Below are 15400 nucleotides of genomic sequence, written 5' to 3'. Positions count from 1 at the left end.
TCATGTAAAGCAAAAGCCAAGCTACTTAAGCTTGGCTTTTTAACACATAAAACTATTACAAGGTTTGTAAGCTAACTACTGGCACCAATCTCTAATTCGTAACTGACTTCCTGAGTTTTTTCTTCTTTAGAAATAAATAATTCAGCGGCTATAACGCCTTTTTCTTGGCTGTTTTGATGAATAGTGGTGAGGCGAGGTACAAACCGGGCTGCTTCATCAATACCATCAAAGCCCACAATACGCAGTTCTTCACCTATTTTTATGCCTTGTTTTATTGCTTCTCGCATTGTGGCAAGGGCAATTAAATCACTCATACAAATAATAACGTTAGGACGAGGGGAGGCACTTAAAACTTCTTTTGCAGCAATAATTGCAAAACGCTCGCTACTTTCAGGAATGTTCCAAATGCGATCGTCAGCCACCGTAATATTTGCCTCGCTTAAAGCGCGTTGATAACCACGTAAACGTTGATGCGAAATAGATTGTCCGGTTTCAAATTCGTGATGCTCATATACGCGACACAATACGTTTTCATCAAGTAACCTAAGCCCTAATATAGCCACTTTATCGCTTTGATTATGTAGTACGTGTTTAGCAATTTCGTAACTTGCTTGCTCGTTATTTATATTTACAGAGGCATTGCGAGCAATATCAAAATCAATTGTCACTACATGTTTAGACACAGTTTTTAACTGCTCAACTAACGCGTTATTACGAGGGCGGCCATAACAAATAAAACCATCAACAAAGTCGACTATGTTATTAAGGGTATCGCTATTACCTGAAAACAATAAAACATTAATGCCGTTTTTTTCAAGCACTGAGGTAACACCGCGCATAAAGCTACTAGCTACAGGGTCCGACACCATGTATTCCACACTATCGGGCAGTACTAAAGCGACAATATTAAATGTGCCATTACGCAATGATTGCGCGGCCTTATTAGGCCCGTAATAGCCCAAAGTTTTACACGCTGCAAGAATATCTTCTCGGCGTTTAGCCGATAGCTGATCAGGGCGATTAAACGCATTAGAAACCGTAGCATTAGACACACCTAATTCTAGAGCGATACTTTTTAAGGTCCAGTGGGCCGGTTTTCTCATGAGTTATGATTATCCTTTAAAAAGACTGTGCTTAAATTAATAGAGATAGTATAAAATCAAATAATAGTTATAGCTATAAACTGGCATGAAGTATGATGACTTAATACTTTCATTTTATTTTTTAACCTCGGCCCACTGGGCTTTTAGCCAGCGGCTTAGGGTAATAATATCGGTTTGTTTTGCTCGCGATTTTTTATATACAAAATAAAATTTACAGCCGGTTTCAACTCCATGCAGTGGCAACTTAACTAAGTGGTTATCGTGCTGTGAGGCAATAAAAAACGCATCAATAAGCGTAATACCTAAATTATAACGCGCAGCTTCTGCGGCCAGTATAACGTGACTAAAGTGATTAACTCTTACGTTTTTAGGTAGCTCAAAGCCGCCGCTTTTACACCATTGCTGCCAGTCATTGGTGCTACGTTGCTCTGACTCATCATACTGCACCGACAACAGCGGGTGCTTCCATAATTCATTGGGCAGCGATTGATTTTTTAATTGCTGCCACATGCCTTTGCCACAAGCAGGGTAAAGCTTTTCTGCAAATAAAAATAAGCTGACAAACTCACCTTTAGGTGGCGTTGTGGTAATAAAACAATCGGCAACACGGTCGCTAAAATCCGCCTCATCTACAATCATATTTAAAGTTAAGTCGATATCTGGCGAGTCATGTTTAAAGCTTTCTAATCGCGGTATTAACCACTTTACAGCTAATGAGCTATAAAGTGCTAAACGAATATGCCCAGGCTCGCCGTAACGTATTTTTTGTGTGGCAGAGGCTAAACTGGTTAATGAATGACTCACTTCTTGATAGTAACGATTGCCCGCGTCGGTTAACGAAAAGCTACGACCACTGCGGTTAAATAGCGGCTCGTTTAAATATTGCTCTAGTAATTTAACCTGATGGCTCACGGCACTTTGCGTCACATTAAGGTGTTCAGCCGCTTTAGAAAAACTATTTAATCGCGCTACAGATTCAAAACACTGAACAGCACGTAATGGGGGCAATTTCATTATTAGTTAAACTCATACTAAAAGTATTTTAATCATTATACATAATTAAACGAATTGCTCTATGCTAGCGTTTTTAATTTGCGGGCACGGAGTAACAATGCAAAAAATATCGGTTGGCTTAGGCATGACATTACTTGTGGTGGGTAATATTATTGCGGTTTTTTCTGATGCTATAATCAAAACTTTACCAGCAGAAAGTCCCACGTTTCAGTTTGTATTTATGCGCCAACTTACCGCAGTATTAATTTTGCTCCCGTTTTGTTTGTCGGCGAATAAAAAACATTTATTTGCCGGTTTAAAATGGCATGCGGTACGCGGACATGTATGGTTATTTGGTATTATATTTATGGTGTTTGCGCTCAAAGCTTTACCGCTTGCAACCGCTAACGCTATTTTTTATGCAGCGCCTTTATTAATGCTGCCTTTAGCAGTAATGATATTTCGTGAACAGCTAACAAAAAGCAGCATAGCTGTGGCTGTTATTGGCTTTATAGGGGTACTTATTGTTATTCAGCCTACCGACATTAATTGGGCGGCTATATTTGCACTTGTAGTCGCAATTACACTAGCAATAAATAATGTACTAATACGAAAGTTACCTAAGCATCATAGTATTATGCAAACCTTGTTACTTACCAATTTAGTAGGTATGCCTGTGGGATTGGGTTTGGCGCTGTGGGAAAACGAGCCATGGCATTGGGCCGCACTTATTACTGCGTTTGGCTCTACACTGTTTATTTTAATTTATGCGGGAATTTGCGTGTATGTTTATAGCAAAATCGAATCGAGCCAAGTTGCTAGCGCTGAATATAGTGGCTTAGTGGCGGCTGTCGTTGTTGGGTTATTTTGGTTTGGCGAAGTACCTACACTTGGCTTAATAATTGGCGCATCGTTAATTATTTTACCCTTAGTATGGTTGGCTAACGTACAAAAAAACAAACAGCGATTGGTTAAACGTCAACTCACAAAATAAACTACTGCGCGTGGTGTGTACTGTGCAGTAGTAAATAGTCGTTTAAGCCAAATAAACAAATATAAGTTAATTAGAGCTTATATTACTTTTGTAAACCAAACGGGTCGTCAATACTGTGGCTAGGCTCGGTAAACCATTTTGCACCACTGTCGGTCATATAAAAATGATCTTCTAAGCGCACCCCAAATTCATCCGGTATAACCAGCATTGGCTCGTTACTAAAACACATGCCAGCGGCTAGTGGCGTTTTATTACCGCCTACCAAATAAGGCCATTCGTGAATATCTAAACCAATGCCGTGGCCTGTACGGTGCGGGCAACCAGGTGTTTGATAATCAGGGCCTAAACCTTGCTCAGCTAAGTAGCTGCGCGCAGCTGTATCTACGTCTTCACATGGCACGCCAATTTTTGCTGCATTGAAAGCTGCAATTTGTGCTGCTTTTTCATTATTCCAAAATTGACGTTGGCGATCAGTTGCTTCACCAAACACATAAGTGCGGGTAATATCAGATAAGTAATCATGTACTTTACAGCCAGTATCAATAAGTACCATGTCGCCTTTTTTAAGGATTTGCGGATCTTTTACCCCATGCGGAAATGACGTTGCAAGCCCAAATAACACGATACAAAAGTAGTTACCCGGCGCGCCTACTTTTTGATGCGCTAGCTTTATAAACTCTTCAACTTCAGTGGTACTAATACCCTCGTGCAGCATGCTTGCCGTAGCTTGGTGAACCACTAAGGTCATATCCATAGCGCGTTGCATTAACGCCAGCTCATTGGCTGATTTATGCATTCTACAATGTGCTGTAACAGGTTGAGCATTCACTAAATTTAAGCCCGTTTGCGCTTTATTAATACCATCAAAAATAAAGAACTGCGCGCTTTCGTCAATACCAATAGTGCCATTAGCCGCAATACCCATTTCCGTTAATATATTAACAAATAACTGATATGGGTTTTGATGCTCTTGCCAGCCACGGATTGGCCCGTCAATTACTTTAAAACCATTGAGTGAGCCAATTTCAAAATAAGGAGCTATGTATTGCACTTCACCTTTAGCAGGCAAAATTGCGCCAACTAAACGCTCACTTGCATACCAACGCATACCGGTAAAATAGGCGAGGTTAGTACCTGCATTTAAATAAATGGCATCAATGCCATTGTTTTGCATATACGTTTGCGCTTTGGCTATACGAGATAAATATTCTGCCGGTTGAATAGGGGTTAAATCGCTGGTCATATTACTTAAGCTAGCGAGTGCTTGTTCTTTGGTTTGGGTGCCAATACCAATTGTGGTCATAATGATCTCCTCTTTTATGCGGCTATTGTGCTTGTGCGGCAGGTTAACTGCAAGTTGCTTGCGGTAAAACTTTGTAATCTGAGCATGTATTTAATAAAGCCAATGCGCTATATTAATCTAAGTGCTAGGCAGTTTGATTGCTGCGTATGTTGTTAGTAAACTATAAAAATAAAAACAAAGGTGGGTGTATGGCTCTTATATGGACTCCCCGTAAATGTCAAAAAGAAAAAGTTAAAATAAATTTAGATGCTAGCTTATATACGGGCTCAAATGAGGGGCTACCTCTGGCCTCTTATGTATTCGCACCTTCATGACTATTCTGTTGAGCAGTTTATGAAACTTCAGACCCTAACAGTCTATTGAAGGTTGGTCTTACCTATTTTAAGCGCTCTTATTGACAAATTTTAAGCCGCAAGTAATTGTGGCTGGTATTCTTTATTATGCTTTTGCATTGCAAAAGCCGTTCTTATCGTTTTATTCGCTAAAGCAATTGCTGCGACTTTCTTTCCTCGACGCGCGGTTAATGCTTTTAACCATACATCTTTTTCACTGCGACTTTCTCTTTTTTCTAGTTGGGAAACAACAGCTAATGCACCTTTAAACAAAGCACTTCGCAGCTTCTTATTTCCTATCACTTTAGATATCGAGCCTATTTTTTCTTTACCACCACTGCTATGTTGTACAGGTGTTAGACCAAAGCAAGCGGCGGCTTCTCGACCACTTTTGAAATGTGTCGCATTACCTAGCGCTATTTTTATCAAGATTGCACAGACTGGGCCGACTCCCTCTAAGGCTTGTAAGCGATTGCAGGCTTTATCTTCTTTAACTATTTCATGCAGTTGTTTTTCAATCAGCTTTGCTTCTTCAATTGTCTCCTTAAAGCGTTGAAAAAGGAGGTGAATTGAAAAGCGAAATGAGGATGTTAAACTATTTTCTGCGTCTTCTAGTATCTCTGGTATAGCGTGAATTAATGGGGTATCACCTTGAGCTATTGGGTACCCTAACTCCAAAAGCAAGCCTCTGAGTTGATTACTTAAACTTACTTTTTGTTTGACCAATAAATCACGCATACATTCAATGCCTTGCAGGCATTGGTCCTGCACTGAAAGTAATCGGCTTTCTTTAATATGAGGCTGACGAGCGGCAACAGAAATAGCCAGTGCATCATTAGCATCTGTTTTTTGTCCTTGACGAAATGCTTTTACTTGTCGTGCATTAATTGCTTTTACTTGATGACCAGCTTGTTTAGCAAAGCGTGCCCAATAATGTGTTCCGCCACACGACTCCATAGCAACTAAAGATTGCTTCTCTTTAATTAACAACTCTTTAAGTTTAGCTCTTGTGATTGCTTTGTTATAAATAACGTTTCCATTTTTATCTGTTTTGCAGACCTGGAATAAATTTTTTGCTAAATCAATTGCGATTACATTACAATCAAACATGTATGGGCTCCTTGGTAAAAGTTTGGTCGCTTATTACGTTACTCCTGAGGGAAGTGGGAGTCCATACATCTGTTGTGGTTGGGGGTTTTATTTATAATAATTGGCACTTTGCCATTTGTACGCTGGTTAAAATGTAAAGTAAGTAAACGCCACTGGCGGGTTTGTGTGGTAGAACAAATAACTGCCGTGGCAAATAATCAAATAACAGCACCCGAAATGTTGCATCAGCCAACTATGCTAGTGAGTTTTCGTTTTGATGGGCAGGTGCACAGTGTATTAGTGGAATATCGTGAAAAAATGTTTACCCGTTTTAAACAAGGTAAAACCTGCACACTGTTAGTTGACAAAAATAACCCGCAGCAGGTTTATAATAACGCAATACTTTGGCAAAGCTACGGATTAGTATGGTTATTAGCCGGTATTAGTTTATGTGCTTTTAGTTATTTTAGTTTGATTTAGCTTGATTTAAATCCCCTCGTTATCCCTTAATAGCGTTTAAGTGCAGCGCTTTTGAGGGAGCTTATAATGCGTTTTATTACTCTGTTTACTCTTCTTTTATTTCATCCTAACACTCGTTTTACAGCTACCAGATTAATTTTACAGTTGCGCAGATAATCAAAAAACTCGTCATTAGTTTAATTATTGCGCGGTGGTTTTTCACGCTGAAATGTAAGTAAGTGGGCTCATTGTTTCCTCTGTGTTTTTGTTATGTTTACTTTGTTTTTTCCTTTTTTAATCAATGGTTTGTGACCCCTGTAAAATCTTATACTATCGCTGTTTGCTATATTGAATAACCCCCAGTGGTTGGATAAAATCCTTTTCAAATTGGTTATTACTGATCACAGCTCATTTACTACGAGTTATCGTAGCTGATCATTATTAGCGCCAAAATAGTTAGCTTAAAGTTAACGGCTTTATGCCTTTAATTTTTACTGACACAAAGTTAACTAAAAACTCCATCTTTAAAAGTAACTAATTTCGTATTTGTAGCTAGCAACCGCACTGCTTAGCTAAATTACGACTGCATTTTAATTAAATAGCGCTGCAAATACATTTAATGTAACCCACAACGACTATGGTAAACATGAAATATAACAAACGAATTAAACCCTCTTTATCACTACTTTCAATATTATGCGCAGCTACAATGAGTGTTCACGCAGCAGAGCGCCCCGCTGGTTTATCGGATGAAGATATTGCATACGTTAAACAGTTAATTAATAATGAAATGCAAGCTCAGGATGAGGCTAAAGCTAAGCAAGAATTGGATAATGGGTTTGAATTTAATGGGTATTTTCGCTCAGGTACAAACACCATTATAGGGAGTGGCAGTAAAAATAATGGCTCTTGTTATTCACTAAACTACCCTAAAAATGATGGGGTTTATTATCGCTTAGGTAACGAATGCAGAGACTACAGCGAGTTTCAGCTGACTAAAAAACAGCAGCTAAATGGGGTTAATTTTAAAGCCGTATTTATGATGGACTTTGCCGGGGATTCAAGAGATCCAACCGCAACGGAGGAGTGGTCTAGACGCTCAAGGCAGCTTTATGTAGAAACAGACAACTTACTCGATAATGGTACGCTATGGATTGGCCGCAGATATTATTACGATAAGGCAGTTGGTAGCGTACATATATTAGATTACAAACATATGCAAAGCTCGGGTAACGGCGTGGGTGTGTCCGACATTACGGTAAATGAAACCGATAAGCTGCATCTTGCTGCCATCACTTATGGTGGCGAGGGCGAACTTACAGGTAACAAAGCCACTGCAGATACTAACTATCAAAACTTTATGGCCGACGTACGCTATGAAATGGATGTAGGCGATGCGGGTAAAGTGGTATTTGCACTGCAAAACTTATTTGTAAATGATGCAATTGATGAAGCAGGGCTTACCGATGGCAGAACTTTTACAGTGCAATGGCAAAAGCAGTTAGGCAATGTTGATCAAAAAACAGTGATTCAATATGGTACCGGCGCCATGGCGCAAAGCCCAGGCGCTGCCGGTACTGATGGCGGAAGCTTTGATTATGCGGCAGATAGCAGCTCAAGTGGCTTTCGTATTTTTAATAATGGCTTAGTTGATATTACCGAAAAATTTAAACTAGATTACATGGTAATGTACGAAAAATCATCTGATTACCACGCCCTAAAAAGTGTTGGTGTGCGCCCGCATTATTCAATATCGCCGCATTGGAGTGTGCTTGGTGAAGTGGGTTATAACGCTTATCAAACTAAAACAAACGGCATTGAAAATGATGAGCAAACACTCATGAAATATGCGCTAGCATTACAAGCAACAGCCGACTCTACCGAATATTGGTCGCGTCCATCGTTACGCTTTTATCTAAGTAACTTTGATTGGAACAAGGCTGCTGGGCAAGAGTCTGGGTTAAGTGTTGCAGGCAAAGAGGGCGACGAAAGTGCCTTAGTTGCAGGCGCTCAGGTTGAAATTTGGTTTTAATACGCAGTATTAATGCGTCATAAAAAATACAATAAAATAAGTTTCGTAGGCGTATTTAGTGCCTACGAAACGTTAATTAACCTCGCTATAAAATTAATCTAAACCACCACTTAATGATTTTTTTTGGCAATGCTTGCTGGTGGTACGCCATAGGCTTGTTTAAATAATCGGCTAAAATGGCTAGGGCAATTAAAACCCAGCTCATAACACGCTTGGCTAACCGTGCGCCCCTGTAACAATTTACTATAGGCTTTTTTAAGCCTAAGTTGCTGTTGCCACAGTGCTGGGCTAGTGCCAAACGCCAACTTAAATTGTTGATAAAACTTGCTGCGACTCATGCAGGCAATTTTACACAGCCTCTCTATATCCAATGCCTCATTTAAGTGCTCTTCTATGTATTGCAAAGCATTATTTACCGGTGTTTTAAGCTGCGGATTATTGCCGTGTTTTAGTAATAAATCTCGACTTTGCTGCTGTAGCAAACGGGTAATAAGCTCGTTTAACGATAAGTCGATTAAATAACCTCGTTGCTCGTCGGGCTCACTAAATAAATGCACCATACGCGCTAAAAGTTGTTGGGTTTGGCTATTATGTTGGCTATGTACCAGCTGCGGTGTATAGGCAAATAAGTCATCGCTGGCAAAGCGTTGCTCAATATTGAGTGCATTAGCCACCTGCGTTATTTTATCTGTACTTATTTCTATGGCAAGGCAGGTAGTAGGCGCGTTTAAAGATGCTTGTTCAAAGTCAATTAATACCCCTTGCTCTGGCGCTAATACAAAGGATTCGTGAGGTAAAAATGCCTTATGGTATTGGCAGCTCTCTACATGCATTACCTTTTTACCACTAAGCATGGCGCAAAAAAGTAATTCTTTTGAATGCAAAGCTACTTTTTGCGCATTTTGATAAGTATCGTAAATACTTAGCTCGCTATTATCGGCAGCAAAGGTCACTTTATTTTCAATTAGCACCTTTAATTGCTGACGTTGCTTATTTAATTGCGGAGTATGCATTTTAATCCCTTTTAAATCTGGACTCATAGACAACTTTTGTGGACAGCAATACATGCTTTTAAGTGTTTGATAGTCTAATGTCAATCAATGCTGATTAATTATAAAACAGCACTTGATTAAATATAAAGCAAAAAGACTTATTTAATAGCTCGACTTTTAGCTAATAACAACAAGAGAGTGTCACTATGATTTATGCAAATCCAGGCGAAAAAGATGCACTAATTACCTTTAAAGCGCAATACGAAAACTACATTGGTGGAGAATGGGTAAAGCCAGTAAACGGCCAGTACTTTGAAAATATTAGCCCTGTAAACGGCAAAGTGTTTTGCAAAGTAGCGCGCTCCGACAAAGACGACATTGAGCTTGCGCTCGACAAAGCCCATGCAGTAAAAGCACAGTGGGGCACTACATCGGTTACCGACCGTAGTAACGTATTACTAAAAATAGCCGACCGTATTGAACAAAACTTAGAGTTACTTGCAGTTGCCGAAACGTGGGACAACGGCAAAGCAATTCGCGAAACACTCGCGGCCGATATTCCACTAGCCGCCGATCACTTTCGTTATTTTGCAGGTTGCCTGCGCTCACAAGAGGGCGGTATTAGTGAAATTGATGAAACTACCGTTGCCTATCATTTTAATGAACCGTTAGGTGTAGTTGGGCAAATAATTCCGTGGAACTTCCCAATACTAATGGCAGCGTGGAAGCTAGCCCCAGCCTTAGCTGCGGGTAACTGTGTAATACTAAAACCAGCAGAGCAAACCCCTGCCTCTATTTTAGTGCTGATGGAAGTGATTGGCGACTTACTGCCAGCGGGCGTACTCAACGTAGTTAATGGCTTTGGTAAAGAAGCAGGTGAAGCCCTGGCTACCAACACCCGTATTGCTAAAATCGCCTTTACGGGGTCTACCCCAGTGGGTTCACATATTTTAAAATGCGCCGCCGAAAACATAATTCCATCAACGGTAGAGCTAGGTGGTAAGTCACCCAATATTTTCTTTAGCGATGTAATGGACAAAGACGACGCTTTTTTATCTAAAGCAATAGAGGGCGCAATACTGGCCTACTTTAACCAAGGTGAAGTATGTACTTGCCCATCGCGACTATTTATTCAAGAAGATATTTACGAGCAATTTATTGAACGCATTTTACAGCGCACTGCACAAATTAAACGTGGTAACCCGCTAGATACCGAAACCATGGTAGGTGCGCAGGCGTCTAAAGCGCAATTTGATAAAATATTAAGCTACATCGAAATAGGTAAAAAAGAAGGCGCCGAAGTACTTACTGGTGGCAACGTAGAGCAGTTAAGCGATGATCTTAACGGCGGATATTACATTCAGCCTACGCTATTAAAAGGCACCAACGACATGCGGGTATTCCAAGAAGAGATTTTTGGCCCGGTTATTTCAATGTCGACCTTTAAAGACGAAGCCGAAGCGTTGGCACTTGCCAATAGCTCTGAATTTGGTTTAGGCGCCGGTGTATGGAGCCGCAACATGAACCAAGCGTATCGTATGGGGCGTAAAATTGAGGCAGGCCGAGTATGGACTAACTGCTACCACATGTATCCGGCTCATGCCGCGTTTGGCGGCTATAAAAAATCAGGTATTGGTCGCGAAAACCACAAACTCGCACTGGGTCACTACCAACAAACTAAAAACCTATTAGTAAGCTACAGCGAAGATCCGCTCGGCTTCTTTTAATTTTAAGTACAAAGTTTAAATAAACAACCGTTAAGTAATGACAGCGCTGCATATTTGCAGCGCTTTTTTGTACATTGGTTTAATGAATTTAAAATGACTCAACGCGTTATCGCTCTTAGCACCAATCGTGTTTTTTGCATGTTTTTATTATATATGTGTTCTTTTTTCAGTGTTAAAAAAGGGTGTTTCATACAAGCTAAATTTTATAATTAATAACTGTATAAATTGGCAGTGGTTGCGCCTTTGTCGGATAACATTATTAAAAGTCGTTCTGAGGTATTTAAACAAGGGCAATTTTATAACACACGTAATTACTTGTTTAAATTAGAGTTGTTTGATGGAATTATTAAGCAATGTAATATACGCCGTTTTGGGGTGTTATAACCCCCCATAGTGGTGTTCAATAAGCTGTTATGCGCCTCTACGACGACAATCTGTCGCCCAGATGTCGTAAGCTAAAGAATAACGAGTACAAGGAAACAATATGCCAAATTTTGACCAAGGCTTTGAAACCACTCGCCTTACTATGCTTGCCAAGCAATATCCTGAGATTGTGAAAGCAACCGGTGAAGTGATTTTCTGTGCGGAAGATAATGAAGATCGCTTGAGCATCACTCGTTGGAAGATTGAAGACGACATTTTTGAGGAGGCCACTGAATCAGGGTTCAAAGTACACCTGATTGAATTGCTTGATAATTTTATCGAGTATCGGGGGCAGTTTAATGAGCTACCGAAAAAGGAAGGTGTCGTACGTTTTGGTGATGGTTGCCTGAATATTGAATGGCTTCCAGATGGCTCTACGGAGCTTTCTTAATGGATGCATTATTTAATGATTACGCAACGATCTTGAGAGATCTTAATATTAACTCATTCAACCTTGAGGAGGACAAATACTCTGGTGTTTTTTTACCGGTTCCATTTGATGAGTACTGGAGTTCAAATCTAAAAATTATGTTGGTTGGTCGGGAGACTGCCGGATGGAATACTGATAGCAACAAGAATAAGATTAATCGTGTCGCTGATTTTGTCGAAAAAGATAAAGTTTGCGAGCTTGTGTGTGAAGCAACTGAGCGTTATAAAAAACATCTTCTGGTGAGCAAGGGTGGAAAAGTTATTACAAAAATGCGAAGTCGCTTTAAGCAATATTTTTTCCGGCTGGCGAAGGAGCTTGAAGTTGATCCCAAATCTATTATCTATGCAAACTTGTTTGCGTGGGACTACAACAAGAAAAGCCCTAGAACACGCCCGAAAAATGAGCTCGAAGAAATAACGTCAATATCAAAAAAGTTGCTTGCAATACAGATCATACACTTTAAGCCAGATGTTGTAATTTTTGCGGCTGGCTTCGCTGGTATTGATCCAGTAATAAAAAAATTATTCAATGATAACTTTGGTGGCTATCGAAATAAAGAAGTGATTTCTAGAAAGTTCTGGGAGTTTGAGGCAGCCGATGCCATATGCTTTAGAATTGCCCACCCCAGAGCAACGCATGGGCATGGTGAGTTTCGCGAGAAGGTAATTCATAGGATTAAAGCTTGTGCGGCAGGTTAATAATTCGCATAACAAAGCATTGCAGCGGACATGCCGCTGAATGCGGCGTTGAGGCTGTAGAATTACTCTTTTTAGGAACGTATCCAACTATTCTTGGTTGGTTGCTTTTTAATCTTGAATCCATCTGTTTGCTGTGATCTAATAGATATTATTCACCTATGGTAAACCGTAATGGCTCTTTCTTTGGGTGAGAAGTCAAGCCTGACTTACCCTGTCAAAATAAATTCATTCCTATCAATTTCGCTGAGCAGATTCTGCCTGGCACCTTTGAGTATGCCCTTTGTTATATTGTCGAAAAAAGAAGAATTAATCAGACACCCATCTTAAACTTTGCACTTTTTGATGCCTAGATTTTAATAGGCTAAATAAAGTGGGTGTCATCATAATTTGGTGCCCTGACATAAATAAAAATTATTCGTAAAAGTGACCTATTAATAAAAGATAGATGCTGTATCTGTATGGCAGATTTAGTTGCATAGTGTTGTTTGATTTATTAAGGTGACTGCCTAGTTTGTGTGATTCAGGTGGCTGTTTAGCTTATATGATTCTTAATTTATTCAGCACCTTAAGTAGAGGGAAATATGTTTTTTGAATCTTGGAGTGAAATAGCGCGCATTGTCACCACAACTTTGATTATTTATCCCTTTTTAATCCTAGCGACGCACTTAGTGGGTAAACGCCCATTTGCCAAAATGAACAACTTTGACTGGATAATCACCGTAGCAGCGGGCTCCATCTTAGGTTCAGCTATTTTATTGAAAGACGTAGTCATAGTTGAGGTTTTAGTTGCGGTTAGCCTGCTCCTCTTTTTACAGTATTTACTCACTTGGATGAGCGCCCATTTTTCGACCTTCGACAAAGTAGTAAAAACCTCTCCACAATTAGTTTTTTTCGACGGTGAATATATAGAGGCCGCTATGAAAGATGCTCGACTCACAAGCACTGAAGTGGAAGCAAGTGTTAGAAAAGCCGGTTTTGGTGATTTAAGCACAGTTATGGCGGTGGTTTTCGAGGCCGACGGTGAGTTAAGTATTGTGCCGAAAAGTGAAAACTATGCTCAACTGATTATGAAGTTACGAAATCCTCGAGATTAATTGGACAATTTTTAGCGGCCGATGATTACCATAAATCGCGTAACTTAATTGGTATGGCTTTTTTACTGTATCAGACACATTGCTCACCTACTAAATAAGGTTGGACGATTCTTAAGTTTTTAACTTAGGTGCCAGGTATGTATTTACACATGTACCTTAAATCGCTTTTTTAGTATTGTTAATGAACAATAACGTAACCAGTAATTTATTTTTAGCTAAACGGATTTTCATGGCTATAAAAACAAAAATAACCAATCATGTATTGCTCTGCGCTTTACTACTATCACCATTTATAAATGCTGCACAAGAACCCATTCTACCTACTACACCTGAGCAGTGGCGCAGCATAACAGAGCGCGATATTAACGCGGCTTATAGTATTACTGCACAAAATCATCCTGGTATGTTTGATGTTAATAACCCAACTTTCCCTGATTTATTAAAACAAGCAAAAGCAGAGGCGCTTGCACTCTCGTCACAAGCGAGCGGTCCGCAAGCTCATGTAGCGGCAATTGCACGCTTTAGCACTGTGTTACAAGATGGTCATGCTGGTGCGTTTTCAAGCGTAGATAGACCCGCGCGCCGCTGGCCCGGCTTTAGAGCTGTATGGCGAGGTGATGCGCTAAAAGTGTATTACAGCGAAACCAACAATATTAGTAAAGGCGACGTTGTAAGCCAATGTGATGGGCAAAGCACTGATACCTTAATGCGTGAGAGAATATTTAAGTTTCATGGTGAAGTTGCACAACCTGGGCATTGGTGGTAGCAAGGTTGGCGGTTACTCATTGACGAGGGCAATCCATTTTAACTCCTCTAAAAGAATGCGAATTTGTTAAAGCCAATGACGATACCTATACACACGTATTAAATTGGTCTGTGAGGCCTAAGTCAGCAAGTAAGCATTTAGAAAATGCCTACAACGGTGATGAACTCCCCATTGATTTAACGTGGCCTGAAAAAAACATTGGTTGGATTGCTATGCCTAGCTTTTCATCAACCGATAAACAAACTACTGCCTACAATAAAGTGTTTGAAAAAATACAACAGCAACGTAGCAAGTTACTTACTGCAAAAGCCGTGGTATTAGATTTGCGCCATAACCAAGGTGGCTCATCTTATTGGAGCTCACAAATAGCAAAAGGATTATGGGGCCAAAAAGTAGTAGAGCAAAAAGCAAATAATACTTCTCAAAACACGCAAGTGTGGTGGAGAGCATCAAAAGATAATACTGACTATGTATAGTCTTTATTGGACGTTGTAAAAGATCAATCCGAAGTACTGAAAACTCTCAAAACCGTCTCTACTGGCATGGCTTTATCACTTAAAAATGATGATCCATTTTATGTAGAGCAAGAAACTAATACGCTAAATAACATACCACAAAAGCCTTTAGTGAGTGACTTTAAAAACAAGGTGTTTGTTATAGTGCCGCCGCAATGCGCCAGTGCTTGTTTAGATGCACTTGATAAGTTTAAGCTTTTTGAAAATACAACGTTATTTGGTGCACCAAGTAGCGCTGATTCTATGTATATGGAGGTACGCTTAGCCGATTTACCTTCAAGCTTGGGGAAAGTGATTGTGCCAAATAAAGTATATGTAAATAGAGCGCGTGGGGCAGGGGATTTTTACAAACCCGATGTGGCGTATAAGGGCCTTGATTGGACAACCAATGTGTTGCTTGAGCAAATAAAAACGCTATAAAAAAAGCCGCTTGTTGTAACAAGCGGCTTA

12 protein-coding genes and 1 pseudogene are annotated in these 15400 nt (G+C 40.0%); 8 read left to right on the top strand and 5 right to left on the bottom strand.

Going from position 1 to position 15400, the window contains the following annotated elements:
* Positions 1-71: 71 nt before the first annotated feature.
* Positions 72-1103, bottom strand: coding sequence for a LacI family DNA-binding transcriptional regulator (locus tag RB214_RS17660; protein WP_309169320.1), 1032 nt, complete (start codon positions 1101-1103; stop codon positions 72-74).
* A 114-nt stretch (positions 1104-1217) separates the two neighbouring features.
* Positions 1218-2117, bottom strand: a complete 900-nt coding sequence (locus RB214_RS17655) for a LysR family transcriptional regulator (protein WP_010553616.1) — start codon at positions 2115-2117, stop codon at positions 1218-1220.
* A 97-nt stretch (positions 2118-2214) separates the two neighbouring features.
* Between RB214_RS17655 and RB214_RS17650 the strand changes: the two genes are divergently transcribed.
* Positions 2215-3090 carry a DMT family transporter gene (locus tag RB214_RS17650; protein WP_010553617.1) on the top strand — a complete coding sequence of 292 codons (876 nt, stop codon included), beginning with the start codon at positions 2215-2217 and terminating at the stop codon, positions 3088-3090.
* An 82-nt stretch (positions 3091-3172) separates the two neighbouring features.
* Here the strand turns inward: RB214_RS17650 and RB214_RS17645 are convergent, their stop codons facing one another.
* Positions 3173-4393, bottom strand: a complete 1221-nt coding sequence (locus tag RB214_RS17645; RefSeq protein WP_011329847.1) for a Xaa-Pro peptidase family protein — start codon at positions 4391-4393, stop codon at positions 3173-3175.
* A gap of 404 nt (positions 4394-4797) precedes the next feature.
* Entirely contained in the window at positions 4798-5835 is a 1038-nt protein-coding gene (locus RB214_RS17640) for an IS110 family transposase (RefSeq protein ID WP_309167389.1), read from the bottom strand.
* 165 nt (positions 5836-6000) lie between these two features.
* Here RB214_RS17640 and RB214_RS17635 point away from each other — a divergent pair, with 165 nt between their 5' ends.
* Both RB214_RS17635 and RB214_RS17630 read left to right on the top strand, forming a co-directional pair.
* Complete coding sequence (locus tag RB214_RS17635; RefSeq protein WP_309169318.1) at positions 6001-6294, top strand: hypothetical protein; 294 nt, start codon at positions 6001-6003, stop codon at positions 6292-6294.
* A 688-nt stretch (positions 6295-6982) separates the two neighbouring features.
* Positions 6983-8305 carry a carbohydrate porin gene (locus RB214_RS17630; protein ID WP_309169317.1) on the top strand — a complete coding sequence of 441 codons (1323 nt, stop codon included), beginning with the start codon at positions 6983-6985 and terminating at the stop codon, positions 8303-8305.
* Between the two features lie 110 nt (positions 8306-8415).
* On the opposite strand, the gene RB214_RS17625 is transcribed toward RB214_RS17630, so the two are convergent.
* A complete protein-coding gene (locus tag RB214_RS17625; RefSeq protein ID WP_182683772.1) occupies positions 8416-9318 on the bottom strand; it encodes an AraC family transcriptional regulator in 903 nt (300 codons plus the stop codon).
* 185 nt (positions 9319-9503) lie between these two features.
* On the opposite strand from RB214_RS17625, the gene RB214_RS17620 reads away from it, so the two are divergent.
* The 5 genes and pseudogenes from RB214_RS17620 (at position 9504) to RB214_RS17600 (ending at position 15370) form a co-directional block, all read left to right on the top strand.
* Positions 9504-11024, top strand: coding sequence for an aldehyde dehydrogenase family protein (locus tag RB214_RS17620; RefSeq protein ID WP_011329851.1), 1521 nt, complete (start codon positions 9504-9506; stop codon positions 11022-11024).
* 484 nt (positions 11025-11508) lie between these two features.
* A complete protein-coding gene (locus RB214_RS17615) occupies positions 11509-11838 on the top strand; it encodes a hypothetical protein (protein ID WP_165743768.1) in 330 nt (109 codons plus the stop codon).
* Positions 11838-12575 (top strand): hypothetical protein, encoded by a 738-nt coding sequence (locus RB214_RS17610; protein ID WP_309169316.1) that lies wholly within the window; start codon positions 11838-11840, stop codon positions 12573-12575. Before RB214_RS17615 ends, RB214_RS17610 begins: the two co-directional genes overlap by 1 nt.
* 581 nt (positions 12576-13156) lie before the next feature.
* Complete coding sequence (locus RB214_RS17605; RefSeq protein WP_309169315.1) at positions 13157-13669, top strand: YetF domain-containing protein; 513 nt, start codon at positions 13157-13159, stop codon at positions 13667-13669.
* A 229-nt stretch (positions 13670-13898) separates the two neighbouring features.
* Positions 13899-15370 (top strand): annotated as a pseudogene (locus tag RB214_RS17600) (S41 family peptidase).
* The last annotated feature ends 30 nt before the right edge of the window (positions 15371-15400 follow it).

This window comes from Pseudoalteromonas sp. HL-AS1 (assembly GCF_031198785.1).
In the GTDB taxonomy this organism is placed as follows: domain Bacteria; phylum Pseudomonadota; class Gammaproteobacteria; order Enterobacterales; family Alteromonadaceae; genus Pseudoalteromonas; species Pseudoalteromonas distincta.
Note: the sequence above shows the minus strand (reverse complement) of the source record. Positions and strands in the feature narration are given on the sequence as shown.

Bases quoted from the DNA above. Each gene is read 5' to 3' on its own strand.
- RB214_RS17660 (WP_309169320.1), bottom strand. From the start codon at position 1,103: ATGAGAAAACCGGCCCACTGGACCTTAAAAAGTATCGCTCTAGAATTA.
- RB214_RS17655 (WP_010553616.1), bottom strand. From the start codon at position 2,117: ATGAAATTGCCCCCATTACGTGCTGTTCAGTGTTTTGAATCTGTAGCG.
- RB214_RS17650 (WP_010553617.1), top strand. From the start codon at position 2,215: ATGCAAAAAATATCGGTTGGCTTAGGCATGACATTACTTGTGGTGGGT.
- RB214_RS17645 (WP_011329847.1), bottom strand. From the start codon at position 4,393: ATGACCACAATTGGTATTGGCACCCAAACCAAAGAACAAGCACTCGCT.
- RB214_RS17640 (WP_309167389.1), bottom strand. From the start codon at position 5,835: ATGTTTGATTGTAATGTAATCGCAATTGATTTAGCAAAAAATTTATTC.
- RB214_RS17630 (WP_309169317.1), top strand. From the start codon at position 6,983: ATGAGTGTTCACGCAGCAGAGCGCCCCGCTGGTTTATCGGATGAAGAT.
- RB214_RS17625 (WP_182683772.1), bottom strand. From the start codon at position 9,318: ATGCATACTCCGCAATTAAATAAGCAACGTCAGCAATTAAAGGTGCTA.
- RB214_RS17620 (WP_011329851.1), top strand. From the start codon at position 9,504: ATGATTTATGCAAATCCAGGCGAAAAAGATGCACTAATTACCTTTAAA.
- RB214_RS17615 (WP_165743768.1), top strand. From the start codon at position 11,509: ATGCCAAATTTTGACCAAGGCTTTGAAACCACTCGCCTTACTATGCTT.
- RB214_RS17610 (WP_309169316.1), top strand. From the start codon at position 11,838: ATGGATGCATTATTTAATGATTACGCAACGATCTTGAGAGATCTTAAT.
- RB214_RS17605 (WP_309169315.1), top strand. From the start codon at position 13,157: ATGTTTTTTGAATCTTGGAGTGAAATAGCGCGCATTGTCACCACAACT.